Genomic DNA, 25,904 nt, shown 5'->3' with positions numbered 1-25,904 from the left:
CCGCCGGCCCCGCGGCGGTCAGCCGAGGAGGGCGGCGGTGTGGCGGCCGGCGGCGGCGGCCGTGAGGAAGTAGGCGAGGTCCTCGTCGAGGCGGCGGCCCATGGTGGACAGGCGGACGCCCCAGTCCTTCTCCGCGGCCCGCAGCGTGTCGTGGAGGCCGTCGACGGGGACGGGGACGAGGGCGTGGCGGTCGCCGAGCGGGGCGGCCTCGGCCGCGACGCGGGCGCCGAACGCACCGCCGAGTTCGGGGACGGGGACGTCGGCGCGGGCGAGGGCGACGCGGCCGTAGGCGGTGAGGGAGTGGTGGGAGACGCCGATGTGGCGTTCCCGCTTGTCGCCCTCGCTGACCCGCAGGGACGCGACGGGCCGTCCGTCCAGAATGGAGGCGGCGTTGACGGCCTCGCCCGCCGAGACGCCGGAGAAGCCCCATTTCGTGCCGGTGCCGAGGTTGCCGGGGCCCTGGGCGAGGACGACGGCGTCGGCGTCCAGGACCAGCCGGGCCGCGAGGAGGCCGGTGTGGACGGTGACGGCCTCCAGGTCGCCGCCGAACGCCTGCCCCGCGGTGACGGTGGCGGCGAGGGCGCCGGCGTCCTTGAGGCGGGCGATCGACATGGAGAACCAGGACGGCAGCGCGCCGCCGTCCGGCATGAGGTAGACGATCCGGGCGCCGGGGCGCGCGGCGAGCAGGCCGGCGAGGATCGGCGCGAGCGCTGAGTGCAGGTCGGCGACGACGACGGGCATGCCGCCGAGGGAGTCGGCGTCGCGGAGCGTCTCGTGGTGCGGGGAGTCCTGCTCGTCGGCGCCGAGGACGGTGGCCTGCAGGGGCGTGTAGCGGGCCTTGACGAGGTGGCCGGGGCCGGTCGGGTCGGGCGGGAGCCGGTCGGGGACGGCGACGACCATGGCGTAGCCGCCGGTGCCGAGGCCCAGCGCCAAGGCCGTAGTGTTGAGCAGGACGGTGTCGCCGGGTTCGGGGCGTCCGACCAGGTCGGGGTAGGCCAGTGCGCGGTGCGCGCCGTCGTCCCCGATCACGACGTCGAGTTCGACCGCCCCCGGCCATTCGCGGCGGATGCCCTCTACTGTGCCTTTGCGCCATCGGATCACACCGGGAAACGGTAGCGTCCTGGGCGACGGGCGGGGGCGTGATCGGGCCGTCGGCCCGGCCGGGGCCGCCGGAGGTCGCGGAGCGGAGGGGCGGAGCGCGAGGCTCCGCGGAAGGGGTTGGTGGCGAAGTGTCGCGGCGCAAGACCGAGCGCCTGCTGAATCTGGTGGTCTGCCTGCTCGCCACCCGGCGCTATCTGACCGCCGAGCAGATCCGGCGGGCGGTGCCGGGCTACCCGGACTCCGACGAGGCGTTCAAGCGGATGTTCGAGCGCGACAAGGAGGAGTTGCGCGAGCTGGGCGTGCCGCTGGAGGTGGGCAGCGACCAGCAGGGCGGCGGCGGCGAGGAGATCGGGTACCGGATCCCGCCGCAGGCCTACGAGCTGCCCGACATCCATCTGACGCCGGACGAGGCGGCGGTGCTGGGGCTGGCGGCGCGGGTGTGGCAGCGCGCGAGCATGGCGGAGGCCGCCTCCGGTGCCCTGCTGAAGCTGCGGGCGGCCGGGGTGGAGACGGACGTGGCCACGGCGGTGGGGGTGGAGCCGCGGGTGAACACCGGCGATCCGGCGTTCCCGGCGCTGTGGGAGGCGGTCCGCGACGGCCGTCCGGTGGCGTTCGACTACCAGGGGATCGGCCGGACGTCGGTGGCGCGGCGGCACCTGGAGCCGTGGGGCGTGGTGTCGCGGCGGGGCCGCTGGTACGTGGTGGGGTTCGACCGGGACCGCGACGAGGAGCGGGTGTTCCGGCTGAGCCGCATCGTCGGCGAGGTGGCGCCGGACGGGCCGGACGGGTCGGTGACCGTCCCGGACGGGGTGGACGTGCGGAAGATCGCGTTCGACTGGGGCGACCCGGTGACCGAGCCGCGGCCGGCGACGGTGCGGCTGCGGGCCGGCGCGGCGCAGGGGCCGCGGCGGTGGGCGCGGGACGTGCGCCCGGTGGGGGACGGGGAGTGGGACGAGGCCGTCCTGACCTTCCGTGACGTGGAGCGGTTCGCGCCGTACCTGGCGCGGTTCGCCGATGACGTGGTGGTGCTGGATCCGCCGGACCTGCGGGAGGCGGTCATCCAGCAGCTGAAGTCGGTGCTGGGGTGAGCGGGGCGATGAACGCGAGGACGGGCAAGGCGCCGGTGAAGGCGGCGGTGAAGGCCGCGAAGGCGCCGGCGACGACGTCGACGGACCGGCTGGCGCGGCTGCTGGCGCTGGTGCCGTACGTGGTGAACCGGGACTCGGTGCTGCTCGGCGAGGCGGCGGCGGCGTTCGGGGTGACCGAGAAGCAGCTGATCGACGACCTGAACCTGCTGTGGTGCGTGGAGCTGCGCGCGCCGGACCCGTACTGCCCGATCGACCTGTCCTACGAGGGCGGGGAGATCACGGTGGCGGAGGCGGAGTCGATCGCGCGGCCGCTGCGGCTGAAGGTGGACGAGGCGTCGGCGCTGCTGGTGGCGCTGCGGATGCTGGCGGGCATTCCGGACCTGCACGACCGGGACGCGCTGTCGCGGGTGATCGCGAAGCTGGAGTCGGCGGCGGGCGCCGCGGCGGCGGTGTCGAGCAAGGTGGCCGTGGAGGTCGACGCGCGGGGCGGGTCGGCGGACTCGGCGCGCACGGGCCTCGGGACGCTGCGGGACGCGATCGCGCAGGGCCGCCGCGTCCATCTGCGGTACTACGTGCCGGCGCGGGACGAGAACACCGAGCGGGACGTGGACCCGATGCGGCTGCTGGTGGTGGAGGGCAACACCTACCTGGAGGGGTGGTGCCGCCGCGCGGAGGCGGTGCGGCTGTTCAAGCTGGACCGGATCTTCGATCTGACGGTGCTGGACGTGCCGGCGGAGGTGCCCGAGGAGGCGGAGCCGATCGACGTGGACGCCGGGCTGTTCCGGCCGTCGCCGCAGGACGTGGCGGTGACGCTGGAGCTGACGGCGCGCGGCCGGTGGGTGGCCGACTACTACCCGTGCGAGAGCGTGGAGGAGCTCGGGGAGGGGCGGCTGCGGGTGGTGCTGCGCACGCCGGACACGCGGTGGGTGCGGGGTCTTGCGCTGCGGCTGGGCGACCAGGGCCGGGTGGTGTCGCCGGAGGCGCTGGCCGAGGACGTCCGCGACGACGCGTCCCGCGCGCTGGCGCTGTACGGGATGGCGTGACCGTCCGCGCTTCCGCGAGCCCCGGGCCTCGGCGGGTGCGGGCGATGGCGCGCTCGGGCCGTGCCGGTGGGGCGCCGCGCCGGGAGATCGGCTACCGTGGCGGGCGTGTCGTGGGTTGGAGTGTCGGTGTCGCTGGGCTTCGTCGGCCTGGCCGTGCTCGCCTGGTGCGCGTTCCGCGTGTACCTGGGCGTTCGGCGGTTCGGGCGTGAACTGGAGCGCACCAGGCGGCGGCTGGCGCCCAAACAGTCGGCGTTGCGCGATGAACTGTCCGAACTCCAGGACGCACGAGTGCCACAAGCGCCCCAGGACGGCGTACGATCGTCCTGAGGACCCCTGCTGAAGAGGATTGTCATGGCTGGACTGGGTACGCCCGAGATTCTGATCATTCTGGTGGTCGTACTGCTGCTGTTCGGATCGGCGAAGCTCCCCCAGCTCGCCCGGTCGCTGGGCAAGTCGGCGCGGATCCTGAAGGCCGAGACCAAGGGCCTGCACGACGACGGTTCCGAGGACGCCAAGGACGCCCCGGCCGCCGCCGAGCCGTCGTCGGAGGCGCGGGACAAGGCGGCGCGGCTGCGCGAGGAGGCGGCGCGGCTGGAGCGCGAGGCGGCCGCCGCCGAGGGCGGGCAGCGCAGCCGGGGCGCGCTGGCGTCCGGTGAGCCGATCGAGGGCGTGCCGGTGTCGGACCCGGGCCGGATGCGCCAGGGCTGACCAGCCCGACCAGGTCGCACACCCCCAGCCGAACCGAGCCCGAAAGCCCGTCATGAAGCCCAGGCAGAACACCGCGCCCGACGGCCGCATGCCGCTCATGGAACACCTGCGTGAGCTGCGCAACCGGTTGATCAAGGCGATTCTCGGGCTCGTCGCCGGGGGGATCGTCGCGTGGCTGCTGTTCGACCCGATCTGGAAGTTCCTGCAGAAGCCCTACACGCGGATCCCGCAGGAGCACTGCCTGGGCGGCGAGTGCGACCTGGTGGTCCACGGGATCTTCGACGGGTTCTTCGTGCACCTGAAGGTCGCGCTGATCGTCGGCGCGGTGCTGTCGTCGCCGATCTGGCTGTACCAGATCTGGGCGTTCGTGGCGCCGGGGCTGTACAAGCGGGAGCGCCGCTGGACGTACACGTTCATGGGCGCTGCGGTCCCGCTGTTCCTCGCGGGCGCCGCGCTGGCGTACCTGACGATGGACAAGGGCCTGAAGATCTTCATCGGGCTCGCACCGGGCGACACCAAGGTGCTGGTCGGCATCCAGGACTACCTGGGGTACGCCCAGGCGATGCTGCTGATCTTCGGTCTGACGTTCGAGCTGCCGCTGTTCGTGGTGATGCTGAACCTGGCCGGGGTCCTCACCCACGAGCGGATCCGCAAGTCGCGGCGGCTGATCGTGTTCGGGGTGTTCGTGTTCGCGGCGGTCGCCACGCCCAGCCAGGACCCGTTCACGATGCTGGCGCTGGCGGTGCCGACGGTGGTGCTGTTCGAGATCGCCGAGGTGCTGGCGTTCTTCCACGACCGCCGCAAGGTCCGCAGGCCCGATCCCGACGCGGAGCTGTCCGACGACGAGGCGTCGCCGCTGGACCTGGAGGCGATCGACGCGGAGTTGGAGGGCGGCGGCCGCGCCCGCTGACCGTCTCCCGGCCCTGCGCGGCCCGTTGCGCGTGCGTCTTCGAGGGACGCGTGGGAAAAGGCGTCCCGAATTGGGAAACGGGCCGGTCGAAACCGTAGGCTCGATGTCATGACCTCCCCCGACACCGCGCAGGCCGCGGACAGCCCGGCCGGGCGGTACGCGGCCTACCGCGCGCGCACCGCAGGGAACGGCCCTGCCCTGCTGGACTTCCGCACCCTGTACGACTTCGAGCTGGACGCGTTCCAGATCGAGGCGTGCCGGGCGCTGGAGGGCGGCAGCGGCGTGCTGGTCGCGGCGCCCACCGGTTCCGGCAAGACCGTCGTCGGGGAGTTCGCGGTCCACCTGGCGCTCACCGGCGGCACCAAGTGCTTCTACACCACGCCGATCAAGGCGCTGTCGAACCAGAAGTACGCCGACCTCGTCCGCCGCTACGGCCCGGAGAAGGTGGGGCTGCTCACCGGCGACAACAGCGTCAACGGCGAGGCGCCGATCGTGGTGATGACCACGGAGGTGCTGCGGAACATGCTGTACGCGCAGTCGCCGACCCTGGCGGGGCTGGCGTTCGTGGTGATGGATGAGGTGCACTACCTCGCCGACCGGTTCCGCGGCGCCGTCTGGGAAGAGGTGATCATCCACGTTCCGGACTCGGTGCGGATCGTGGCGCTGTCGGCGACGGTGTCCAACGCCGAGGAGTTCGGCGAGTGGCTGCACGAGGTCCGCGGCGACACCGCGGTGATCGTGGACGAGCACCGGCCCGTCCCGCTGTTCCAGCACATGCTGGTGGGGACGCGGCTGTACGACCTGTTCGTCGACACCGGCAAGGGCAAGGACCGGCAGGCCCGGCTGAACCCGCAGCTGACGCGGATGGCGGTGGAGGAGGTCCGGCGCGCCAAGGTCAACCAGGGGCGCCGCACCGGCCGCCGCCGGGCGCCGCGCCCGCAGCGGTTCCGGCCGCCGGCCCGCCCCGACGTGATCGAGCGGCTGGACCGGGCGGGGCTGCTGCCGGCGATCACGTTCATCTTCAGCCGCGCCGGCTGCGACGCGGCGGTGCTGCAGTGCCTGCACGCGGGGATCCGGCTGACCTCCAAGGAGGAGGCCGAGGAGATCCGCGCGCACGTGGAGCTGCGCACCTCCGACATCTCGCCGGAGGACCTGCGGATCCTCGGCTACGGCGACTTCCTGGAGGCGCTGCAGCGGGGCGTCGCCGCGCACCACGCGGGGATGCTGCCGACGTTCAAGGAGATCGTCGAGGAGCTGTTCACCCGCGGGCTGATCAAGGCGGTGTTCGCGACGGAGACGCTCGCGCTCGGCATCAACATGCCGGCCCGCACCGTGGTGATCGAGAAGCTCGACAAGTGGAACGGCGAGGCCCACGTCGACCTGACGCCGGGGGAGTACACGCAGCTGACGGGCCGGGCCGGGCGCCGCGGCATCGACGTGGAGGGCCACGCCGTGGTGGTGTGGGGCCCGAGCGTGGAGCCGGCGTCGGTCGCGGGCCTCGCCGGCACCCGCACCTACCCGCTGAACTCCAGCTTCCGGCCGTCGTACAACATGGCGGTGAACCTGGTCGGCGCGGTCGGGATCGAGCGGGCCCGGACGCTGCTGGAGGAGTCGTTCGCGCAGTTCCAGGCCGACCGGGCCGTGGTGGGCCTGGCGCGGCAGGTCCGCAAGAACGAGGAGGCGCTGGAGGGGTACGCCAAGGCCGCCGAATGCCATCTCGGCGACTTCATGGAGTACGCGGCGATGCGGCGGCGGCTGTCGGACCGGGAGGCGGAGCTGTCCCGGGAGCGGTCGTCGGCGCGGCGCGCGGAGGCCGCGAAGTCGCTGGAGCACCTGCGGCCCGGCGACGTGATCCTGGTGCCGTCGGGGCGGCGGTCGGGCCTCGCCGTCGTCCTGGACCCGGGCGTGGGGCGCCGCTCCGACGGGCCCGCGCCGCTGGTGCTGACGGTGAACCGGTCGGTGCAGCGGCTGTCCATCCAGGACTTCCCGCGGGCGGTGGAGCCCGTCGACCGGATCCGCATCCCGAAGTCGTTCAGCCCCCGCAACCCGCAGGACCGCCGCGACCTGGCGTCCACGCTGCGCAACAAGGTGCCCGACGACGTGCGGGAGCGGCGCCGCACCCGCGGCGACGCCGCCGCCGACGACGCCGAGATCGCCCGGCTGCGCGCCGACCTGCGCGCCCATCCCGTGCACGGCTGCGACAAGCGCGAGGACCACGCCCGCTGGGCCGAGCGGTACCACCGCCTCGACCGGGAGACCGAGCAGCTGCGGCGCCGCGTCGAGGGCCGCTCCCAGGTGATCGCCCGGACGTTCGACCGGGTCTGCGCCGTCCTGCAGCAGCTCGGCTACCTCGACGGCGACGACGTCACCGCCGAGGGCCGCCGCCTCGGTCGGATCTACAACGAGCTGGACCTGCTGACCGCGGAGAGCCTGCGCGCCGGGCTGTGGGACAAGCTCGACCACGCCGAGCTGGCCGCGTGCGTGTCGGCGCTGGTGTACGAGTCGCGGCAGCCCGACGACGCGGCGCCGCCGCGCACCCCGACGGGCCCGTCGCAGGACGCACTGGCGGCGATGGTGCGGCTGTGGGGCGAGCTGGAGGCCGTCGAGCGCGACAACCGGGTGTCGTTCCTGCGCGAGCCGGACCTGGGGTTCGCGTGGACGGCGTACCGGTGGGCGAAGGGCGACGAGCTCGACGAGGTGCTGCTGGAGAGCGACCTGACCGCCGGCGACTTCGTCCGCGCGGTCAAGCAGCTGCTGGACCTGCTCGGGCAGGTCGTCGACGCCGCGCCGGAGAACTCGCACCTGCGCAAGACGGCGCGCCGCGCGATGGACGCGATGCGCCGCGGCGTCGTCGCGTACACCTCCGTCGGCTGATCGGGGCGCGGCTGATCAGGGGCGGCTGATCGGGAGGCGGCGGGTCAGGCGTCCTGCTCGGCGGGGAGCGCGAGGTCGGCGGCCACGACGGTGGCGAACGCGCCCCGCGCGATGATCGCGACCCAGAGGACGGGGACGATCGCGGCGAGCGCGACCCAGCCGAGCCCGTCGACCAGCGCCGACGTCAGCACCGCGACGATCGCCGCGCCGCCGCCGACGAACCCGGCGACGAGCGCGGCGCGCAGCGGGCCGGGGCCGTCGGCGCCGGCGTCGGTCAGCCCGAACTGGTGCAGCACGCCCATGATCAGGCCGAGCGCGCCGAGCGCGAGGGCGCCGGTGACGTAGAGGGCGGCGGCGAGGCCGGAGGTGAGGAAGTCCGCGACGTGGCCGCTGATCGCGCCGAGGTCCCGGGTGTTCAGGAACGGCGGGAACGCCCGGTAGTCGGCCCGGTCGGTGGACAGGAACCGCTTCCAGCCGTCGCCGTCCGGGCCGTGCACGACCGCCAGGAACATCAGCAGGTTCGCCAGGATCACCTGGCAGGCCGCCCACCGGATCCGCCCGGCGACCAGGAGGCCGCGGGTGATCAGGAAGCCGGCGGCGGTCAGCGCGGCCTCGCCGGCGGCCAGGGCCGTCAGGGCGCCGTGCGAGAGGTGCGAGGCCTGCTGCAGCGTCGCCCACTGCGGGTGCGTCGCCGTGACGAACAGGCTCGTCGGGACGAAGATCAGCAGGCTGTAGGCCATCGCGAGGGCGAAGTGGCGGCCTCCGGTGGCGCCCTCGACGCGCGGCGCCCGGCCCGGCACCGGCTCGGCGGCGTCCCCGGCCGGTGCGTCCGGGGCGTACGGTGAGGCGGCCGCGGTCGCGCGGCGGGCGCCGCGGAGCTGGTGCGCGGCGGCCAGCGCGATGCCGGCGCCCGCCGCGTAGGACCAGGGCAGGTCGGCGTAGATGCCCAGCATCGGCGGTCTCCGGAGGGTCAGCGGCGGCCGCGCCGGCGGCGGTCGCGGCGGCTGGCGAGGGTGCGGTCGACGCGGTGCCGGGCCAGCCGGACCAGCAGCGGCCGCGGCGGGCGCCGCAGGAACGCCGGGGTGAGGTGGTGCAGGTCGGTGGCGGTGCGCAGCACCAGGTCGGCGGCGCGGCGCCGGTTGTGGGTCCAGGGCAGCCCGTACTGGTCGCGCAGCGCCTCCGGCAGCAGCGCGGTCGTGACGAGGCGGAACACCGCGAGCGCGGGCGCGAGGGCGCGCAGTTTGCGCGGGTACAGCACGGCGGCGGCGACTTCGCGGGCGGTGTCGGTGACCTCCAGCGACGCCACCGTCTCGGCCATGTAGGCGCGGAACGCCGCCAGGTCGGGCGGCTGGGCGTCCAGGGGGCAGCCGAGGACCTCCGCGACGATCCGCGCCTGCCGGTAGTACTCCTCGGCGAGGTCGGGCTCGCCGTCGCCGGGCCGCATGACGTGCTCGTAGATGTACAGGGCGGAGTCGATGAGGGTGGCGTTCACCCACAGCTGCAGGTCCGGGTCGTTGCCGGAGTAGCCCTCGCCGCGGACGGCGGTGTGGACGCCGCGGACCTTCGCGGCGATCCGCCCGACCTGCTCGGGCGTCCCGAACGTGGTGACGAGCAGGAAGTCCAGGGTGCCGAACAGGCGGGCGAGGGGCCGCTCGGCGAAGTCGCTGTGCTCGGCGACGCCCCGCGCGACCGCCGGGTGCGCCAGCTGCATGAGCAGGGCGCGGCCGGCGCCGAGGCCGACCAGCGGCTCGGCGGCGAGGGTGCGCAGCACGTCCCGGTCGGCGAGCCGCTCGGCGAGCAGGCCGCCGGAGGGCACCGGCGCGGACGAGGCGCGGGGGGTGGTCACGGGGCCTCCCGGGGTCGGCGGCCTGTTCCTCCCGTCATCCTCCCGCAATTATTGGCAGGGCGTCAATAAAACCGGTCGCGGCGCAGGTGGCGGCGGCCGCCGCGGGTCGCCGCCGCCGGTCCGGCGCGTCTGCCCGGCCGACCTGTATGGATTCGTCGTTGCAAATTGCGTCAAGACACGAAAAGACGCACTACGTCGGGGCGGTGGTGGCACAATCAAGGCCTCTGACAACCCCCGAGGGCAGTGGGACCGCCGGTGCGGCGCCGTGACGGCGGCCGCCGGGCCGCCCACGCGCTCCGCGAGAAAGGTCCCCACCCGTGGCCATCCGCGACAAGATGCGCGCCAACGCGGCCCACGTCCTGCAGCCGGGCGAGAACGTCCAGGCCGTCTTCGGAGCGCAGACGACCAGCCAGTACTTCGCCCTGCTGTCGTACTGGATCATCCTGTTCACCAACGCCTACCGGGTCGTGGTGGTCACCGACCGGCGCATCCTGGTGTGCCGGTCCGGGCGGCTGCGCATGACGCCGGTCAACGAGGTGCTGCGCGAGCTTCCCCGCCACACCCGGATCGGCCCGCCCTCCGGCCTGTGGTGGCGCTGCGACTCGCTCGGCGAGCGCCTCTACGTGCACAAGCGGTTCCACAAGGACATCAACGCCGCCGACGGCGTCGCCGCCTGACCCCCGAGACCGCCACGGCCCGGCGCCCTCCCCGCACGCCCCGCGGGGAGGGCGCCGCCGTGTCGGGACGCCACCGTGCCGGGACGTGCCGGACGCCGCCGTGTCGAACACCCGCCGTGCCGGATGCCGTCTCGGGCGTTCCCGGGGTCAGGGCGCCGTCGCCAGGATCGCGTCCGCCACCTGCCGGGGATGCGACACCAGCGACAGATGGTGTGCGCCCGGGATGATCACGGGGGAGGGGGCGCCGATCCGCCGCGCCGTCTCGAACGGCGACCGGCGCGAGAACACGTCGTCGTCCGCCCCGAACACCACCGCCTTCGGCACCCGCACCCGGCTCAGTTCCGCCACCCGCCCCGCGGGAAGCCCCACCACCGCCTGCATGTTCCACAGCGCGTCCTCCGCGCCCGGCATCTGGAACGGGCGCCGCCACTGCTCCACGCCCGCCTCGTCCAGGCGCGGACAGGACGGCCCGCACTGCGCCCGGTAGAGCGTCCGGATCGCCCAGTCCGACCGGACGACCAGCCGGGTCACCGTCGTCCGGTACGGGTCGCGCAGCACGAACCGCAGCTTGTCGGAGCCGGAGCCGGCGCCGGTGTCGAGGGCGTCGCCGTCCAGGAACACCAGCCCGGCCACCCGCCCCGGCTCCCGCAGCGCCGCCGCCGCGATCACCCCGGCGCCGCTGGAGTGCCCCACCAGCGTCGCCCGGTCCAGGTGCATCGCGTCCAGGAAGCCGAGCAGCTGGGCGGCCTGGCGCGCGGCGTCGAACGGGCCGCGCCGCTCGCTGTACCCCCAGCCGGTCAGGTCCAGCGCGTACACGCGGTGCCGGGCGGCCAGCAGCGGCGCGGCCGACGCCCACGTGTCGGCGGACTCGAACGCGCCGTGCACCAGCACCACCGGCGTCCCGCTCGTCCCCCATGCCCGGTAGCGGGTCCGGACCCCGTCCGCCTCGGTGAACAGCGCTCCGGCCGGGGGCTTCGCCCGGCCCGCCGTCGCCGCGTTGTAGGCGAAGGAGAGCAGGGTGACCGCCGCCAGCAGCACCACCGCGGCGATCAGCAGCCGCCGTCCCCACCTGCGCAGCCGCGGACGGCGGCGCCCGGCGGGCTCCGGCGCCGGCGCGGCGGACGCGCCGGGCGGCGGCGCGGGCGGATCGGTCACAGCGGTCATCACTCCTCCAGGGGGTCCTGATCATCCTCCCCGGAACGGGCCCGCTCAGGCGTCCGGCGCCGGGAGTGACCACGGCTGCTCCCCGCGCGGTACGCGGGCCCCGCCCGCCGCCTCCGATGCCCTACCAGGGGTGGAGGCGCATCGGCTCACGGGAGGATCCGCGCGGGCCGTCGCCCGCGCTAGTGTGATCCCGATCACTGGAACCGACCCCCGGGACGCGCGCATGATCGAGGCGGAGCACCTCACCAAGCGCTACGGCGACAAGACCGCCGTGGACGACCTGTCCTTCACCGTCGTCCCCGGACGGGTGACGGGATTCCTCGGCCCCAACGGCGCCGGGAAGTCGACGACCATGCGGCTGCTGCTCGGCCTGGACCGGCCCACCCGCGGCGACGCCCGCATCGCCGGCCGCCACTACCGCGACCTCCCCGCCCCGATGCGGGTGGTCGGCGCGCTGCTGGAGGCCCGCGCCGTGCACACCGGCCGAAGCGCCTACAACCACCTGCTGTGCCTGGCGCAGACGCAGGGCATCGGGCGCCGCCGCGTCGACGAGGTCGCCGACCTCGTCGGCCTCACCGACGTCGCCCGCAAGCGCGCCGGCGGGTTCTCCCTCGGCATGGGGCAGCGGCTCGGGATCGCGGCCGCGCTCCTCGGCGACCCGTCCGTGCTGATCCTGGACGAGCCCGTCAACGGCCTGGACCCCGAGGGCATCGTCTGGATCCGCACCCTCATGCAGCGGCTCGCCGCGCAGGGCCGCACCGTGTTCGTCTCCAGCCACCTGATGAACGAGATGGCCGTCACCGCCGACCACCTCATCGTCATCGGCCGCGGCCGGCTCATCGCCGACTGCTCCACCGAGGAGTTCATCGAGCGCAGCACCGAGAAGATGGTGATCGTCCGCAGCCCGGACGCGGCCCGGCTCGCCGGCGTGCTCGCCGCCGAGGGCGCCAAGGTCGCCCCGGACGGCGACACCGTCCTCACCGTCACCCACATGGAGGCGCCCCGCGTCGGGGAGCTGGCCGCCGCCGAGGGCGCCGTCCTGCACGAGCTGACGCCGCGCCGCGGCTCCCTCGAGGCGGCGTTCATGGAACTGACCCGCGACAGCGTCGAGTACGGCACCGCCGCCGGACCGGACGCGCCGGCCGTCCCGCCGCCGTCGCCGCCGGGCGGCGCCGGCGCCGCGCCCGCGGAGGGCACCGCGCCCGCAGAGCAGGGGGAGAAGCGATGACCGCCGCCGACGCGCCCGCCCGCAAGCCCGCGAGCGACCCCGGCTCGTTCGCCCGCCCCGGGTTCGGCCGCCTGATGCTCGCCGAATGGACCAAGATCCGCTCGGTGCGCTCCACGCTGTGGTCGCTCGTCCTGCTGGTGGTGCTCGACCTCGGCTTCACCGCGCTGTTCGTGGGCCTCACGGTCGGGCAGTGGGACAAGGCCGACGCCGGCGACCGCGCGCGGGTCGTCGCCGACCCGGTCGGCACCATCCTCGGCAGCGGCTTCTCGCTGAGCCAGCTGACCGTCTGCGTCCTCGGCGTGCTGGTGATCGCCTCCGAGTACTCCACCGGCATGATCCGCGCCAGCCTGCTCGCGGTGCCCCGGCGGCTGCCGATGCTCTGGGCCAAGGCCACCGTGTTCGCGCTGATCGTGCTGGTCTTCGGTCTCGTGGTGTCGTTCGTGTCGTTCTTCATCGGCGCGGCGATCCTGCACGGCAAGGCGCCGGTGGCGATCGGCGACCCCGGCGTCCTGCGCGCCGTCATCGGCGGCGGCCTCTACCTGGCGATGCTCGGGCTGTTCGCGCTCGCGGTCGGCGCGATCGTCCGGCACCCCGCCGGCGGAATCACCGGCGTGATCGCGTTCGTGCTGGTGCTCGCGCCGCTGGCCCAACTGCTGCCCGGCAGTATCGGCGACCACGTGCACGCCTACCTGCCCTCCGAGGCGGGCCACCTGATCGCCCAGGCGCACCAGGGCAAGGACGACCTGCTGACCCCGTGGCAGGGCTACGGGGTGTTCGCCGCCTGGACCGCCGCGCTGATGGCCGTCGCGGCGTTCCTGCTCAGGCGCCGCGACGCCTGACTCCGCGCGGCTCTGGACCCGGGCGGCCGACCGCCCGGGTCCAGAGCCGCGCGGCACCACGCCGCCTTCTCCCACCCAACCGCCCGCCATCGCCGGGTCAGATCCGGCCGCTCCCGCGACGGCGGTCAACGCAGCGATCGGCGTCATCCCGGCCGGTAGCGGGCGCGCCTTGTCAGATGGACTCGATGGATTATTCGCCCGGCCACAGGCACAGGGCCACGGCGCTGCGGGGCGGACATCCCGAAGGCGTCGGCGAGGATGGCCGCCGGGAGCCCGTCGCGGAAGACCACGCTGCCCGGGCAGTAGTCGCGGTGGCCGACCGGTTCGGCATCGGTATCGATGAACGGGATGCCCTGTGTGCTCGGCAGCGTCGCTCAGATGGCGTTGGCAGATGGTGCTGAGCCCTGCGCGGCGTCCAGGAGCCGCCGGCTCGGACGAGCCGAAGCGGCGAGGGCATCCTCGCCCGCCGCCGCGGGTGGGAGCGGTTCGCGCGGAACAGCGCCCGGCACGAACGACAGCACCTCTCGCCCCGCCCGCCGCGCGGATGATGCTCGGGGTCGCACCGTCTCCTACGAGCGGCTCCTCATCTCTCGCCAACGGACCTGACCTCAAGATCATTGAGTTCTCCTCAGACTGCCGAGCGGTCGCGTATGCGCCGGGTGGCTCACCAAGCTCGCCTCTTTGCAACGCCAGAGGTCCGCGCTGGCCGCGAAGTTCGTCGCCGTCTACGACCACTCCTTCTGGGAGGACGCGGGCCTCAACGGCGTCGCCCACATGGAGCACAGCATCCTCGGCGGCGTCTGGGCGCAGAGCACCGGCACCTTGGCCGGACACTCGTCGACGAAGTCGTCGACGCGTTCGGTGACGCCGCCGCACCCGCGAAGACCTACACCCGCAGTTGGGGCACCGACCCGTGGACCCAGGGATACGTCACCGCGTGGGCGCCCCGGCGACGTCATGGGAGTAGGACCTCTGCACGGCAAGAGCGAGCCGCCGTTCTACGTGTGCGGGTCCGACCAGTGGCTGTCCGGTCACATGGAAGGCGCCGTGCGCACTGGCCGCAGCGTCGCCCGCGAAATTCTCGCCTCCCGCTGACAGCCTGCCCTCGGCGCCAACACGCCCCACGACAGAAACCGCCGTGACCTCTGTTCCCCTGATCCCGACCACCCCGGACGTTGACTCGCTGCTCAAGCCGTCCGACCACATCAACCCCGCGAACCTCCGCACCGCGGCACCGGCCGAGACCGCCCCGACCCACCTGGCCTCCGCCGACGAGAAGTTCTCCGTCGGCACCTGGCGCGCCGAGCCGTACGCCGAGTACATCGAGGCCTACCCCGGCGACGAGTACACCCGCATCATCGAAGGCCGCGTCACCCTGACCTAGGACGACGGCACCACCTGGACCTTCGGGCCCGGCGACGCGTTCACCATCGCCGCCCGCTGGCGCGGTGAGTACCGCGTCGACGAGCCGCTGCTCAAGCAGTTCGCCTACTACATCCCCTGAACGCCCCCGCGCGGTCGGCCCCCAGGTGGCCGCACGACGACCTCGGAGTGCCCGCGACGGAGGACGACCTCCCCGAAGCCGTGGGTGCCAGGCGACCATGGGGCCTGGATCGTGCCGGTAGGTGTGTTCAGGGGGTGGCCGGTTTGCGGGCGGTGAGCAAGCGGGTCGGGACCCACGGACTGCCCCACCACGCGCGCCAACCGAGGCCGCGCACGCGGATGTCCTGGGCGTTCAGCCGGCCCAGCACCGCGGCGTACTCGCGGGGCGTCCGCGCCAGGTCGGCGATCAGCAGGCGGCCGCCCGGCCGCAGCACCCGGTACGCCTCGGCGATCGCTCGGGCGCGCGCGTCCGCGCCGAAGATGGTGTGCACCGTCAGGCTGGACACGACCAGGTCGAAGCTCGACTCCGCGTACGGCAGTCTGCGCAGGTCACCCCCTTGCACGCGGACGCGGTCGGCGACGCCTTCGGCGCGGGCGTTGCGCAGTGTCGCCGCCGGGGTGTTGCCGGACTGGTCCCGTCCGCGCCACAGGTCCACGCCGACCGCCCGGCCCTGCGGGAGGCGCCGGGCGGCGGCCAACAGGACGGCGCCGCGTCCGCAGCCGAGGTCGAGCAGCCGTTCGTCGCCACGCAGGTCCAACTCGTCCAGCACGTCCCGCCAGACCAGGAACTTGCCCCGCAGGGTGGCGTGCAGGCTCAGGGTCAGGCATCCCGCCAGCAGGGTGCCGGAGACCAGCGCGGGCAGCGCGGCGGCCAGATCGGCGGTGACCGCCATCACCAGCCCGGTGACCCAGAACCCCAGCACGACCAGGCCCACGAAGCCGAACCCATAGGGCGCATCCATCCCATACCGCGCGGCAGGCATCCCGTAACTCTGCCACGAACCGGCCGCTCGGGGGCCGGCTAATCCGCCGCCGACCAGCTCGCCGGTGTGAGGTGGGTGAGTGGGTGGGGCCGGTGACAGCGGCGTCCGGAACCGTGGTGGCGGTCCGCTGCGCGCAGGCCCGGAACCGTGGCCGGTCCCGGGCCTCGTCCTACGGAGGCGCTTGTTTCAGGCGCTCTGCCGGGCGGCGCTGACGGCGTCGATCCGCGGTCGTGCGGCCAGGGTCCTCAGCTTGGACTGGGGCGGGTCGGCGGGCCGGCGCCAGTGCCAGTCCGTGACGGCCTGGTAGGCCGCCACCACTTCCAGCAGCCGGTCCTCCTCGTACGGGCCGCCACCGAGGATCGTGCCGACGGGCACCCCGGAATCGAATCCGATCGGGAAGCCGATCTCGGGAAGCCCGAGGATGTCGAAGGGGACCGGACCGGTCTGCAGGAGGACATCGCAGTCGTTCAGCAGCCCGTCGAGGACCTGGTGGAGCAGGTGGGTCTTGGCGCGCTGCCCGGTGATCCATTCGTCGCCGGACAGCATCAGTCCGCCGAGCCAGCTCAGGACCGAGACTCCGAACAGTTTGAGGTCCTTCTGCAGCCAGGGCCGGAACGGTTCGGTCCGCTCGGACAGGCGCACGTCGTTGAACGCCCCCGTCAGCAGGGACCAGTCGTCGGGGTAGGAGACCTGGACGGTCCGGGCGCCCGGGATCGCCTCCAGGGTGGCGAGGAACTTCTTGCGCAGCGCGAGCACCGGTGCGCTCACTCCGGTCAGGTAGTCCGGGGGGACGCCGATGCGCGTGGTGCGTCGCAGTCGGACCTTGCCGTTGGCGCGCACGGGCGTGGCCGCGCGGACGAGGTCGGGCACCGCGGGCAGGCCGAGGGTTCGCACGTCATGGGGGTCGGGCCCGGCGAGCACCGTCATCATGATCGCGGCGTCCAGGGCGTCGCGGGCGAGTGGTCCGCTGTGGTCGCGGGTGAACGACAGGGGGATGACGCCGTAGATCGAGGTGCGGCCCATGGTCGGCTTGAGCCCGGTCAGGTTCTGCTGGTTCGATGGCAGCACGATGCTGCCGCCGGTCTGCGTGCCGATCGACGAGGTGGCCATCCGCGCGGCCACGGCGCAGGCGGGGCCGGTCGAGGAGCCGCCGGGATCGACCGTCGGGTCGGTGGGCGTCCAGGCGTTGACGGTCGTGATCCGGCCGTCGGGGGTCGTCGCCCGGGTGGTGGCCAACGGCCCCATCTGCCCCTTGCCGATGACGATCCCGCCGGCGTTCTTCAGCCGGGCGACGCCCGTCGCGTCATAGCCGGGAACGAACTGGTCGAAGATGAACGAGTTCGCGGTCGTCCGGACCCCGGCGGTGAAGTAGTTGTCCTTGATGCACAGGGGGATGCCGGAAAGCGGGCCGCCGCGCTGCCGATCGGCTCTCTTCGCAGCGGCGAGCGCCTGCTCCCCGGTCACGGTGACGAACGCCTGGTAGGTGCCGTCGTGGGCGGCGATGCGGTCCAGGTGCGCTTGGACGAGCCGCACCGCGCTGATCTTGCGGTGGCGGAGCAGCGTGGCCGCCTCCGCCAGCGTCGCCTCGGTGGGATCGGCCGCCGCCTCCGGACGTACCGGGACGTCGGGGATCGTCAGCCGGCGGGTGGTGGCCAGGGCCGGTGCCGCGCCGGGCGCGGTCGCCAGAGCCGCGGCGGCGGTCACCGCGCCCGAGCGCGCCAGGAACAGCCGGCGGGAGACCGAGCGGCTCATCGGGTCGCCGTCCAGGCCGTGGTGATCGAGGGGTACTCCAACGGCGGATCGGCCTGCTGCGAAAGCGCGGCGGAGTCCGGGCCCTCCGCCGGCGGCCGCCAGCCGCCGATCGCGGCGGGCCGTCCGCCGGGCCGCGCGCCGCCGCTCTTCGCGCCGGCGAGGAATGTCCGCAGGTACTCCATGGCCTGCGCGCGCGACGGCGCGCCGGTCGTGGCATCGGGCGACTCGGGAAGCTGGTTCAGATCGACCCCCGCCAGCGCCAGCCGCGCCGTGATGAAGGCATCGAGATCGTCATCCGACGGTAGGCCCATCGGCCCTCCTCCGCTTGTAGATCATGAGCGGTGAGGAAATCGGATGACCGTTTCCGGCATATTTCGCCCGTGTCGTAACCACGTAACGCCTGGGACGACGCCAGGCTTAGCGGGCGGCCTCGGCAGCCCAGGGCGCCCGCGCAGACCTACGACCGCGACCAGAAGGACGCACCATGGCCGATACCACCCCCGAGCGAGTCACCGTCCGGGTCCTGCTGAACATCGGCGACATCGCCGAGCTGGTCACCCCGGACCACGACTACCGGGACCCGGTGCGGGTGCCGGCCGCCGACATAGCGCGTGACGCCGGGCTGCCCGCCAACGAGCTGCCCGGCCGGAGGTTCACCGCCGTCCCGGACGGCGAGGGGTTCCGCGGCTACCGGCTGGTGGACGACCCGCGGCTGTAAGGCCCTGACCCCGGCCGTTACGCACCGTCGCGTACGCGCGGCCGAGCAGCCGCCTCGCGTGCCCGTCCAAGAGGTGCCCCGGGTGGCGCCGTCTCCGCGTGACCTGCGTTCCGACGGGGACGCAGGCAGGGCCGGGCGCTCGCCGACCCGTCGGTGCCCCGGTGGCGAATCGAGGTGGAAGGGATGCGTGATGTCCCGGAGCGGACGGACGTGGGGCACCGCGCCGTCCGCAAGGTGACGGCGCGGTTCATGCCGTTGATCGGCCCTGTCCAACATCGCCCCCAACCAGGCCGACCCCGAGACCGCGGCGGACCTGCTTCCGGTGGACATGGGCTGCGCCAACATGGACCTGTTCGATCCGGAGGCGGGCGACTACGCCTCCGACGACCGGGTCTTCGTCAACGACGTCCGCACCCAGCGGGCGTTCCTGGAGCGGGCACCGAGGCTGGGCCTGCGCCCCTACCTGGCGTCGTTCAACCTCAGCTGGACCCGCGCGATCGTCGCGCACGAGCGCGCCGGACGGCTCGGCCGGCCGCTCATCGTCGCCTTCGTGCTGGGCGGCGAGGAGTTCGTCGCCGCCCACCCCACCACCGCGGCGGGGGTGCGCGCCCACCTGGACGCCCTGCCCGCCGGCCTGGAGCTCGAATGGCTGGTCTCCAGCCACCGCGGCGACGTCCTGGACGTCGCCGACGAGGTCATCGCCGCGGGCGGGCACCTGGTCGTCGGGATCGGCGACCACCCGCACACCGCCCTCGGCCATCCGACGACCGCCGACCTGGTCGCGCGCGTCGCCGATCTCGGCCGCCGACACGGCCGCCGCCCCGCCACCGCCGGCGAGGCACGACGGATCCTGGGGGTGCCCGAGCATGCGCATCGTTGACGGCCACGCGACGGCGCCCGCGGCCGTCCACCGGTCCGCGGGACGCACGGTCTGGGTGATGGACTCCATCGCCTTCGGGTCGCCCGCATTGCGGGGCGACGTCATCGTCACCGGCTCCCACGGCGGGATCAGCGCGGGGGAGTACGCCGCGTCGTACGGCATCGCCATGGTCGCCTGCAACGACGCCGGCCAAGGCAAGAACGCCGCGGGCATCGCCGGGCTGCGGGCCCTGGACAGGGCGGGCGTCGCCGCCGTCGGCATCGCGCACGACTCCGCGCGGATCGGCGACGGCCACGACACCTGGGACAACGGTGTCGTCAGCTTCGTGAACGAGCGCGCCCGCTTGCTCGGCATCCGCCCCGGCCGCCCGCTCAAGAGCCAGATCGTGGCACTCGTCGACCGAGGAGGGATCTGACCGTGTACCAAGCGACTGTCTGGTCGCGGGACGGGATGCGCGTCGTCGTCATGGACAGCATGTCCCAGGTCGAGGACGGCGACGCGGGCGCGATCGTCGTCGCCGCGTCCAACGGCGGCCAGGAGTCCGGGCGCTTCGGCGCCGCGGCGCGCTGCGGGTTCGTCCTGCTCAACGACGCCGGAGTCGGCAAGGACGAGGCCGGCATCGCCGGGCTCGCCGTCCTCGACGCGGCCGGCATCCCCGCGGCGACCGTGGGCCACGACACCGCCGAGATCTCCAACGGCGCCGACATGTGGGAGCACGGCGTCATCTCGCACGTCAACGCCGCCGCACAGGCGGCCGGCGTCGCGCCCGGAGCCCAGGCGAGGCCGGCCCTGATCGCCTTCGCGCAGGCCCGGATCGTGGAGGCGGGCACATGAGCGGATACGTGCTGAACGAGCGCGACACCTTCGTCCGGCAGGCGGTGGAGGGGCTGGAGGCGGCCCACCCCGGACTCGTCCGGGTCCACGACGACCCGCTGTTCGTGACCCGGCGGACGCCCGCGCGCGGCAAGGTGGCGCTGGTGTCGGGCGGCGGTTCGGGACACGAGCCGCTGCATACCGGCCTGGTCGGCACCGGGATGCTCGACGCCGCCGTGCCCGGCGCGGTCTTCACCAGCCCCACGGCACTGCAGGTGCGCGACGCGGCGCGGGCCGTCGACACCGGCGAGGGCGTCGTCCTGATCGTCAAGAACTACACCGGCGACGTCCTGAACTTCAGGATCGCGGCGGACCTGCTCGGCGACCGGCACCGGGTGGAGGTGGTGGTCGTCGACGACGACCTCGCGACGGCGTCGGCGGACGACGGCGGCCCGGGCCGGCGTGGGACCGCCGCCGTCCTGGCGGTCGAGAAGATCTGCGGCGCCGCGGCCGAGGCGGGCGCCCCGGCGGACCGGGTGCGCGACCTCGGCCGCGAGGTGGTGGCCCGGTCGGCGACGCTGGGACTCGCCCTGGAGGCCTGCACCAACCCGATGACCGGGATGCGCTCCTTCGACCTCGCCCCGGACGAGATCGAGTTCGGCGTGGGCATCCACGGCGAGCGGGGCATCGGCACCCGCGCCGCCGGGACCGCCGCCGAACTGGTCGAGTCGCTCGTCCGCCCGCTGGTCGAGCACCTCGGCCTGCGGCGCGGCGACGCGGTCTCGGCGATCGTGAACGGGCTCGGCGCCACCCACGCGATGGAGCTCGGGGTCGCGCTGCGCGAGGTGCGCCGGGTGCTGGCCGGGGACGGCATCGCCCTGGCGCGCTCCCTCACCGGCTCGTACGTGACCTCGCTGGACATGCGCGGGTTCTCGGTCACCCTCACGGCGCTGACCCCGGACCTGACCGACCTGTGGGACGCGCCGGTCCGCACACCGGCCCTGACCTGGTGAGAAAGGAAGAAACGAGATGACCGGCGACGACGCGCGATTGACCGGCGCGGACACACGCGCCTGGCTCCTGGCGTACGCGGACCGCGTCCTGCGCGACTCCGACGAGCTGACCGACCTGGACCGCAGGGCCGGCGACGGCGACTTCGGCTGGAACATCGCCGCCGCGCTCGGCCGCGCGCGGACGGCGCTGCTCGACCCGCACGGCACGGCGAACCCGCCGGCCGTCTTCAAGGCCGCCTCGGACGCCCACCTCGGGGCCGGCGGCACGAGCGGGCCGCTGTTCGGGCTCTGGTTCGGGCGGCTCGCGCAGGGGCCCGACGCCCCGTGGTCCGGGCGGGAGCTCGCGCGGGCGTTCCGGGACGCCGTGGACGCCGTCCGCCGGCTCGGCGGCGCCGACCCCGGCCAGAAGACGATGGTGGACGCCATGATCCCCGCCGCCCAGGCGCTGGAGGCCGCCGCGGAGGACCCGACCTGGCACGGCGCGGTCGCCCGCGCGGCCCGCGCCGCCGCCGAGGGCGCCGAGTCGACTCGGGACATGCTGGCGCGCCGCGGGCGGGCGAGCTACGTCGGAGAGCACGCGCGCGGAGTGGTCGACCCCGGGGCGCTCGCCGTCGCCTGGTTCTTCGAGGCCGCGGCGCACGCGCGGGCGGCGGCATGAGGGCCGCGGACGCCGGCCACACCGGCAAGGTGATCATCACGGTCGCGCCCACCGGCGGGTTCCTCACCCGCGCCGACCACCCCCACGTCCCGACCCGGCCGGACGAGATCGCCGCCGACGTGGCGCGCTGCGCGGACGCGGGCGCGAGCGTCGCGGCGCTGCACGCACGGCGCCCGGACGGCCAGGCCACCTGCGACGCGGCGGTCTACCGCGACATCAACGCGCGGGTCCGCGCGGCCTGCGACGTGGTGATCAACAACTCGACCGGCGGCGGGATCAACGGCGACCTGCTGCGGGTGCGCCCGGACGGCTCCCGGGTGATCGACTGGGCCGCCCGCATGGCGGGCGTCGACGGCGGCGCGGACACCTGCACGCTGGACGCCGTCACCGCCTACATCAGCGGGCCCGATGGGCACGAGGTGCTCATGGACACCCCGATGGAACGGGCCATCGAGCTCGCGGCGGCGATGTTCGAGCGGGGGATCAAACCGGAATGGGAGGCGTTCGGCCCGTCCCACCTGGCCCGCGAGCTCGTCCGGCTCACGGCCCTGGGCTTCGACGCCGAGCCGTACTGCGTGAACTTGGTACTCGGCCTGGACGGCACGTTCCAGAACGCCGTCCCCTATACGCCGGCCAACCTGCAGAACATGGCGGACGCGCTGCCGGACGGCTCGGTGTTCACGGTGACCGTCAACGGTCCGCAGCAGTTCCGGGGCCTCGCGCACGCGCTGGCGCTCGGCGGGCACATCCGGGTCGGGATCGAGGACAACCCCTGCCTCGTCCCCGGGGAACCGGCCGAGAACGTCCGCTTCGTCGAGCGCGCCGTCGCCCTCGTCCAGAGCGTCGGCCTCGAACCCGCCACCCCCGACGAGGCCCGCCGGATCCTCGGACTCCCCGCACGAGAGGACCTCCCCCATGCCGTCTGAACAGGACCGGGACCGCGCGCCGCTGCGCTCGCAGGAGTGGTTCGGCGGCTCCGGCATCAACGGGTTCATCCACCGCTCGTGGATGAAGAACAAAGGCGTCCCCGACCGGATGTTCGACGGCCGCCCGGTCATCGGGATCTGCAACACCTTCTCCGACCTGACCCCGTGCAACGCGCACTTTCGCGAGCTCGCCGAACACGTCAGGCACGGCGTGCTCGAAGCCGGCGGGTTCCCGGTCGAGTTCCCGGTGATGTCGCTCGGCGAGACCATCGTGCGGCCGACCACCATGCTCTACCGCAACCTGGTCTCGATGGAGGTCGAGGAGTCGATCCGCGCCAACCCGGTCGACGGGGTCGTACTGCTGTGCGGCTGCGACAAGACGACGCCGTCCCTTCTCATGGGCGCCGCGAGCTGCGACCTGCCGACCATCGTGGTGTCCGGCGGGCCGATGCTGAACGGCCGGTGGAAGGGCAGGACGGTGGGGAGCGGCACTTCCCTGTTCGAGATGAGCGAGGAGGTGCGGGCAGGCCGCGTCACCGAGTGCGAGTTCCGCGCCGCCGAGGGCGCGATGGCGCGGTCGGCCGGCCACTGCAACACCATGGGCACGGCCTCGACCATGGCCTGCATGGTGGAGGCGCTCGGCCTCGCGCTCCCCGGCAACGCCGCGGTCCCCGCCGTCGACGCGCGGCGGCGCCTTCTGGCCCGGGAGTCGGGCTTCCGGGCGGTCGAGATGGTCCGCGAGGACCTGCGGATGTCGTGGATCGTCACCCGCGCGTCCTTCGAGAACGCCATCAGGGTCAACGCGGCGATCGGCGGGTCGACGAACGCCGTGGTGCACCTGCTGGCGCTGGCCGGGCGGCTGGAGATCGAGCTGGAACTGGACGACTTCGACCGCGTGGCCGAGGGCGTGCCGCTGCTGGTCGACCTGATGCCCGCCGGACGTTTCCTGATGGAGGACTTCCACGCGGCGGGCGGCCTGCCCGTCGTGCTGAAGGAACTGGGCGACCTCCTGAACACCAGAGCGCCGACGGTGAACGGCCGGACGCTCGGCGAGAACGCGGACGGCGCCGTCGCCTGGGACCGCGAGGTCATCCGCGCCGCCGACGACCCGCTGCTGCCCGATGCCCGGATCACCGTGCTGCGCGGGAACCTGGCGCCGTCGGGAGCCGTCGTCAAGCCGGCGGCCGCCTCGCCGCACCTGCTGCGCCACACGGGCCCGCGCTGGTGTTTGACGGCATGGACGACTTCCGGGCCCGCATCGACGACCCGGATCTGCCGGTGGACGAGAACACCGTCCTGGTGCTGCGCCACGCCGGCCCGCGCGTGTTCCCGGGCATGCCCGAGGTCGGCAACCTGCCGCTCCCGAAGAAGCTGCTGGAGCGGGGCGTCACGGACATGGTCCGGATCTCCGACGCCCGCATGAGCGGGACGGCGTTCGGCACGGTCGTGCTGCACGTCGCGCCCGAGGCCGCCGCGGGCGGTCCGCTGGCGGCCGTGCGCGACGGGGACCTGGTCGCCCTCGATGTCCCGGCCGGCACGCTGGACCTGCTGGTCGACGCGGGGGAGATCCAGCGGCGGCTGGCCGCGGCGGCACCGCCGTCCCCGCCGTCGACCGGCTACGCGAGCCTCTACGTCGAGCACGTCCTGCAGGCCGACCGGGGCGCCGACTTCGACTTCCTGGTCGGGCGGCGAGGAGCGGCGGTGCACGGTGACAATCACTGACCCGCCGCGGCCCTCGGTGGCCGTCGTGACCGGCGCGGGGAGCGGCCTCGGCAGGGCCATCGCCCGCGCGCTGCTCGACGACGGCCACGTGGTCGTCCTGGCGGGCCGGACGCGGGCATCCCTGGAGGACACGGCCGCAGGCCATCCTCGCGCCCACGTGGTCGTGACCGACGTGACCTCCGCCCCGTCGGTCCGGAACCTGTTCGCGTCGGCGCGAGCCCTGCATGGCCGCATCGACGTCCTGATCAACAACGCCGGGATCCTCGGACCGCAGGGAGCCGTCGACGAGGTCGAGGACGGGCCCTGGCACGACGTGCTCGCCGCCAACGTGACCGGCTCGTTCCTGTGCGCCCGCGAGGCGGCGCGCATCATGAAGGACCAGCGGCCCCAGGGCGGCCGGATCATCAACAACGGGTCGCTGTCCGCGCACGTGCCGCGGCCGCGCAGCGTCGCCTACACCGTGAGCAAGCACGCGATCAGCGGGCTCACGGCGTCCATGAACCTCGACCTGCGCGACCACGGCATCGCCTGCACCCAGCTCGACGTCGGCAACGCCGCGACGGCGATGACCTCCGGCATCGGGGTGCGGGCGCTCCAGCCGGACGGCACCCGCCAATCCGAACCGACGATCGACCCGCTGCACGTCGCACGCTCGGTCGCGCACGTCGTGTCGCTGCCGCTGGAGGTGAACGTCCCGTCCCTCACCGTGATGGCGCGGGCGATGCCCTACGCGGGGCGCGGCTGACGCACCGTCAGCGCCGCTGCAGGACCGGCCGGACGATCGAGCACGCCCGCTCCAGGTCGCGCGAGATCGTCATGGCCGTCGTCCGGACGGCGGCGTCCATCCGGGCGGTGTCGATCCGGCCGACGACCCCGGACATCGACACCGCCGCCAGCACCTCCTCGTCCGGGCCGATGACCGGGGCGGCGATCCCGACGATGCCGTTCAGCGCCTCCTGCCGGTCGAACGCCACACCGCGCCTCCGGACCCGCCGCAGCTCGGCCCGCAGTGCCCCGATCTCCACGATCGTGTGCGACGTGAAGCGCTGCAGGACATGCGGGATCACTACCTGTTCCGCGGGCATGAACGCCAGGATCGCCTTCCCGGACGCGCTGGCATGCGCCGGCCACCGTCCCCCGGAATGCTGCGGCAGCCGCGGGCCCTCCGCGCTGCGGAAGACCTCCAGGTGCACGACGTCGAACCCGTCCAGCAGGGCGAGCCCGACGTTCTGCCGGGTCGCCTCGTGCAAGGTCAGCAGATGCCTTTTCGACGCCTCGCGCAGGTCCCGCTGCTGCGGCAGCGGCTCGCCGATCTCGAACAGCAGCAGCCCCGGACGGTAGTCCTGGCCGTCCCGCTCAAGAAGCCCGACCCGGACGAGTTCGGCCACCATCCGGTACACCGTGGTCTTGGGCAGGCCCGTCCGCTGCGTGAGCGCCGAGGCGCTCAGCACGCCGCTGCTGTGCGCGAACTGCCTGAGAATCTCAGCGGCGCGGCCGACTGCGGTGATCTCGCCGGTGCTCCGATGAGCGGGACTCATGGCCGCCTCCTCCTAGGCGCGATCGCCAAGGTCAAAGCCC

At 73.9% G+C, this 25,904-nt stretch carries 28 protein-coding genes and 1 pseudogene; 21 read left to right on the top strand and 8 right to left on the bottom strand.

Going from position 1 to position 25,904, the window contains the following annotated elements; translation table 11 throughout:
* Positions 1 to 18 precede the first annotated feature (18 nt).
* Entirely contained in the window at positions 19 to 1,101 is a 1,083-nt protein-coding gene (locus amrb99_RS18020) for a DUF3866 family protein (RefSeq protein WP_190857174.1), read from the bottom strand.
* A 128-nt stretch (positions 1,102 to 1,229) separates the two neighbouring features.
* Between amrb99_RS18020 and amrb99_RS18015 the strand changes: the two genes are divergently transcribed.
* The 6 genes from amrb99_RS18015 to amrb99_RS17990 all read left to right on the top strand — a co-directional run bounded on the left by amrb99_RS18015 (position 1,230) and on the right by amrb99_RS17990 (position 7,724).
* The gene (locus amrb99_RS18015) at positions 1,230 to 2,189 is read left to right on the top strand and encodes a WYL domain-containing protein (protein WP_190857172.1); all 960 of its coding nucleotides are present in this window, start codon (positions 1,230 to 1,232) and stop codon (positions 2,187 to 2,189) included.
* An 8-nt stretch (positions 2,190 to 2,197) separates the two neighbouring features.
* Complete coding sequence (locus amrb99_RS18010; protein WP_190857170.1) at positions 2,198 to 3,232, top strand: WYL domain-containing protein; 1,035 nt, start codon at positions 2,198 to 2,200, stop codon at positions 3,230 to 3,232.
* Between the two features lie 105 nt (positions 3,233 to 3,337).
* Complete coding sequence (locus amrb99_RS18005) at positions 3,338 to 3,559, top strand: hypothetical protein (protein WP_347256729.1); 222 nt, start codon at positions 3,338 to 3,340, stop codon at positions 3,557 to 3,559.
* Between the two features lie 24 nt (positions 3,560 to 3,583).
* On the top strand, positions 3,584 to 3,940 hold the full coding sequence (tatA, locus tag amrb99_RS18000) for a Sec-independent protein translocase subunit TatA (RefSeq protein WP_190857166.1): 357 nt from the start codon (positions 3,584 to 3,586) through the stop codon (positions 3,938 to 3,940).
* A gap of 97 nt (positions 3,941 to 4,037) precedes the next feature.
* Positions 4,038 to 4,850: a twin-arginine translocase subunit TatC gene (gene tatC / locus amrb99_RS17995; protein ID WP_347256728.1), complete on the top strand. Its 813-nt coding sequence runs from the start codon at positions 4,038 to 4,040 to the stop codon at positions 4,848 to 4,850.
* Positions 4,851 to 4,958: 108 nt separating this feature from the next.
* Positions 4,959 to 7,724 carry a DEAD/DEAH box helicase gene (locus amrb99_RS17990; RefSeq protein ID WP_190857162.1) on the top strand — a complete coding sequence of 922 codons (2,766 nt, stop codon included), beginning with the start codon at positions 4,959 to 4,961 and terminating at the stop codon, positions 7,722 to 7,724.
* Between the two features lie 44 nt (positions 7,725 to 7,768).
* Here amrb99_RS17990 and amrb99_RS17985 read toward each other — a convergent pair whose 3' ends face one another.
* Both amrb99_RS17985 and amrb99_RS17980 read right to left on the bottom strand, forming a co-directional pair.
* Positions 7,769 to 8,677 (bottom strand): hypothetical protein, encoded by a 909-nt coding sequence (locus amrb99_RS17985; protein ID WP_190857160.1) that lies wholly within the window; start codon positions 8,675 to 8,677, stop codon positions 7,769 to 7,771.
* 17 nt (positions 8,678 to 8,694) lie between these two features.
* Positions 8,695 to 9,570 carry an oxygenase MpaB family protein gene (locus amrb99_RS17980; RefSeq protein ID WP_347256727.1) on the bottom strand — a complete coding sequence of 292 codons (876 nt, stop codon included), beginning with the start codon at positions 9,568 to 9,570 and terminating at the stop codon, positions 8,695 to 8,697.
* 317 nt (positions 9,571 to 9,887) lie between these two features.
* Between amrb99_RS17980 and amrb99_RS17975 the strand changes: the two genes are divergently transcribed.
* Positions 9,888 to 10,247 carry a hypothetical protein gene (locus tag amrb99_RS17975; protein WP_190857158.1) on the top strand — a complete coding sequence of 120 codons (360 nt, stop codon included), beginning with the start codon at positions 9,888 to 9,890 and terminating at the stop codon, positions 10,245 to 10,247.
* A 147-nt stretch (positions 10,248 to 10,394) separates the two neighbouring features.
* On the opposite strand, the gene amrb99_RS17970 is transcribed toward amrb99_RS17975, so the two are convergent.
* The gene (locus tag amrb99_RS17970) at positions 10,395 to 11,411 is read right to left on the bottom strand and encodes an alpha/beta hydrolase (RefSeq protein ID WP_190857156.1); all 1,017 of its coding nucleotides are present in this window, start codon (positions 11,409 to 11,411) and stop codon (positions 10,395 to 10,397) included.
* Positions 11,412 to 11,634: 223 nt separating this feature from the next.
* Here amrb99_RS17970 and amrb99_RS17965 point away from each other — a divergent pair, with 223 nt between their 5' ends.
* The 4 genes from amrb99_RS17965 to amrb99_RS50105 all read left to right on the top strand — a co-directional run bounded on the left by amrb99_RS17965 (position 11,635) and on the right by amrb99_RS50105 (position 14,862).
* The gene (locus amrb99_RS17965; RefSeq protein ID WP_190857154.1) at positions 11,635 to 12,639 is read left to right on the top strand and encodes an ATP-binding cassette domain-containing protein; all 1,005 of its coding nucleotides are present in this window, start codon (positions 11,635 to 11,637) and stop codon (positions 12,637 to 12,639) included.
* Entirely contained in the window at positions 12,636 to 13,478 is an 843-nt protein-coding gene (locus amrb99_RS17960; protein WP_190857151.1) for an ABC transporter permease, read from the top strand. Before amrb99_RS17965 ends, amrb99_RS17960 begins: the two co-directional genes overlap by 4 nt.
* Before the next feature lie 681 nt (positions 13,479 to 14,159).
* On the top strand, positions 14,160 to 14,573 hold the full coding sequence (locus tag amrb99_RS17955) for a hypothetical protein (protein ID WP_190857149.1): 414 nt from the start codon (positions 14,160 to 14,162) through the stop codon (positions 14,571 to 14,573).
* Between the two features lie 43 nt (positions 14,574 to 14,616).
* Positions 14,617 to 14,862 carry a hypothetical protein gene (locus amrb99_RS50105; protein ID WP_206699989.1) on the top strand — a complete coding sequence of 82 codons (246 nt, stop codon included), beginning with the start codon at positions 14,617 to 14,619 and terminating at the stop codon, positions 14,860 to 14,862.
* 247 nt (positions 14,863 to 15,109) lie between these two features.
* Here amrb99_RS50105 and amrb99_RS17945 read toward each other — a convergent pair whose 3' ends face one another.
* The 3 genes from amrb99_RS17945 to amrb99_RS17935 all read right to left on the bottom strand — a co-directional run bounded on the left by amrb99_RS17945 (position 15,110) and on the right by amrb99_RS17935 (position 17,907).
* A complete protein-coding gene (locus amrb99_RS17945; protein ID WP_206699988.1) occupies positions 15,110 to 15,823 on the bottom strand; it encodes a class I SAM-dependent methyltransferase in 714 nt (237 codons plus the stop codon).
* Positions 15,824 to 16,030: 207 nt separating this feature from the next.
* A complete protein-coding gene (locus amrb99_RS17940) occupies positions 16,031 to 17,596 on the bottom strand; it encodes an amidase (protein ID WP_190857145.1) in 1,566 nt (521 codons plus the stop codon).
* Complete coding sequence (locus amrb99_RS17935; protein WP_190857143.1) at positions 17,593 to 17,907, bottom strand: hypothetical protein; 315 nt, start codon at positions 17,905 to 17,907, stop codon at positions 17,593 to 17,595. Before amrb99_RS17935 ends, amrb99_RS17940 begins: the two co-directional genes overlap by 4 nt.
* Positions 17,908 to 18,080: 173 nt before the next feature.
* On the opposite strand from amrb99_RS17935, the gene amrb99_RS17930 reads away from it, so the two are divergent.
* The 10 genes and pseudogenes from amrb99_RS17930 (at position 18,081) to amrb99_RS17890 (ending at position 25,071) form a co-directional block, all read left to right on the top strand.
* Positions 18,081 to 18,314, top strand: a complete 234-nt coding sequence (locus amrb99_RS17930) for a hypothetical protein (RefSeq protein WP_190857141.1) — start codon at positions 18,081 to 18,083, stop codon at positions 18,312 to 18,314.
* Between the two features lie 265 nt (positions 18,315 to 18,579).
* Positions 18,580 to 19,194 carry a 3-keto-5-aminohexanoate cleavage protein gene (locus amrb99_RS17925; RefSeq protein ID WP_347256732.1) on the top strand — a complete coding sequence of 205 codons (615 nt, stop codon included), beginning with the start codon at positions 18,580 to 18,582 and terminating at the stop codon, positions 19,192 to 19,194.
* The gene (locus amrb99_RS17920) at positions 19,181 to 19,609 is read left to right on the top strand and encodes a hypothetical protein (protein WP_206699987.1); all 429 of its coding nucleotides are present in this window, start codon (positions 19,181 to 19,183) and stop codon (positions 19,607 to 19,609) included. The genes amrb99_RS17925 and amrb99_RS17920 overlap by 14 nt, the downstream gene beginning before the upstream one ends.
* A 2-nt stretch (positions 19,610 to 19,611) precedes the next feature.
* Positions 19,612 to 20,028 carry a hypothetical protein gene (locus tag amrb99_RS17915; protein ID WP_190857132.1) on the top strand — a complete coding sequence of 139 codons (417 nt, stop codon included), beginning with the start codon at positions 19,612 to 19,614 and terminating at the stop codon, positions 20,026 to 20,028.
* A complete protein-coding gene (locus amrb99_RS17910) occupies positions 20,025 to 21,020 on the top strand; it encodes a dihydroxyacetone kinase subunit DhaK (protein WP_190857130.1) in 996 nt (331 codons plus the stop codon). The genes amrb99_RS17915 and amrb99_RS17910 overlap by 4 nt, the downstream gene beginning before the upstream one ends.
* Before the next feature lie 16 nt (positions 21,021 to 21,036).
* Positions 21,037 to 21,678, top strand: coding sequence for a dihydroxyacetone kinase subunit DhaL (dhaL, locus tag amrb99_RS17905; protein WP_190857128.1), 642 nt, complete (start codon positions 21,037 to 21,039; stop codon positions 21,676 to 21,678).
* Positions 21,675 to 22,604, top strand: a complete 930-nt coding sequence (locus amrb99_RS17900) for a 3-keto-5-aminohexanoate cleavage protein (RefSeq protein ID WP_190857126.1) — start codon at positions 21,675 to 21,677, stop codon at positions 22,602 to 22,604. The genes dhaL and amrb99_RS17900 overlap by 4 nt, the downstream gene beginning before the upstream one ends.
* Positions 22,594 to 23,766 (top strand): annotated as a pseudogene (locus amrb99_RS17895) (dihydroxy-acid dehydratase); the annotation flags it as partial. The gene amrb99_RS17900 and the pseudogene amrb99_RS17895, both read left to right, overlap by 11 nt.
* Positions 23,767 to 23,840: 74 nt before the next feature.
* Positions 23,841 to 24,326 carry a dihydroxy-acid dehydratase gene (locus tag amrb99_RS51170; RefSeq protein ID WP_241755649.1) on the top strand — a complete coding sequence of 162 codons (486 nt, stop codon included), beginning with the start codon at positions 23,841 to 23,843 and terminating at the stop codon, positions 24,324 to 24,326.
* Positions 24,313 to 25,071, top strand: a complete 759-nt coding sequence (locus tag amrb99_RS17890; protein WP_347256725.1) for an SDR family oxidoreductase — start codon at positions 24,313 to 24,315, stop codon at positions 25,069 to 25,071. The genes amrb99_RS51170 and amrb99_RS17890 overlap by 14 nt, the downstream gene beginning before the upstream one ends.
* 7 nt (positions 25,072 to 25,078) lie before the next feature.
* Here amrb99_RS17890 and amrb99_RS17885 read toward each other — a convergent pair whose 3' ends face one another.
* Positions 25,079 to 25,864 (bottom strand): IclR family transcriptional regulator, encoded by a 786-nt coding sequence (locus amrb99_RS17885; protein WP_190857120.1) that lies wholly within the window; start codon positions 25,862 to 25,864, stop codon positions 25,079 to 25,081.
* Between the last annotated feature and the right edge of the window lie 40 nt (positions 25,865 to 25,904).

This window comes from Actinomadura sp. RB99 (assembly GCF_014706005.1).
GTDB lineage: Bacteria > Actinomycetota > Actinomycetes > Streptosporangiales > Streptosporangiaceae > Spirillospora.
Note: the sequence above shows the minus strand (reverse complement) of the source record. Positions and strands in the feature narration are given on the sequence as shown.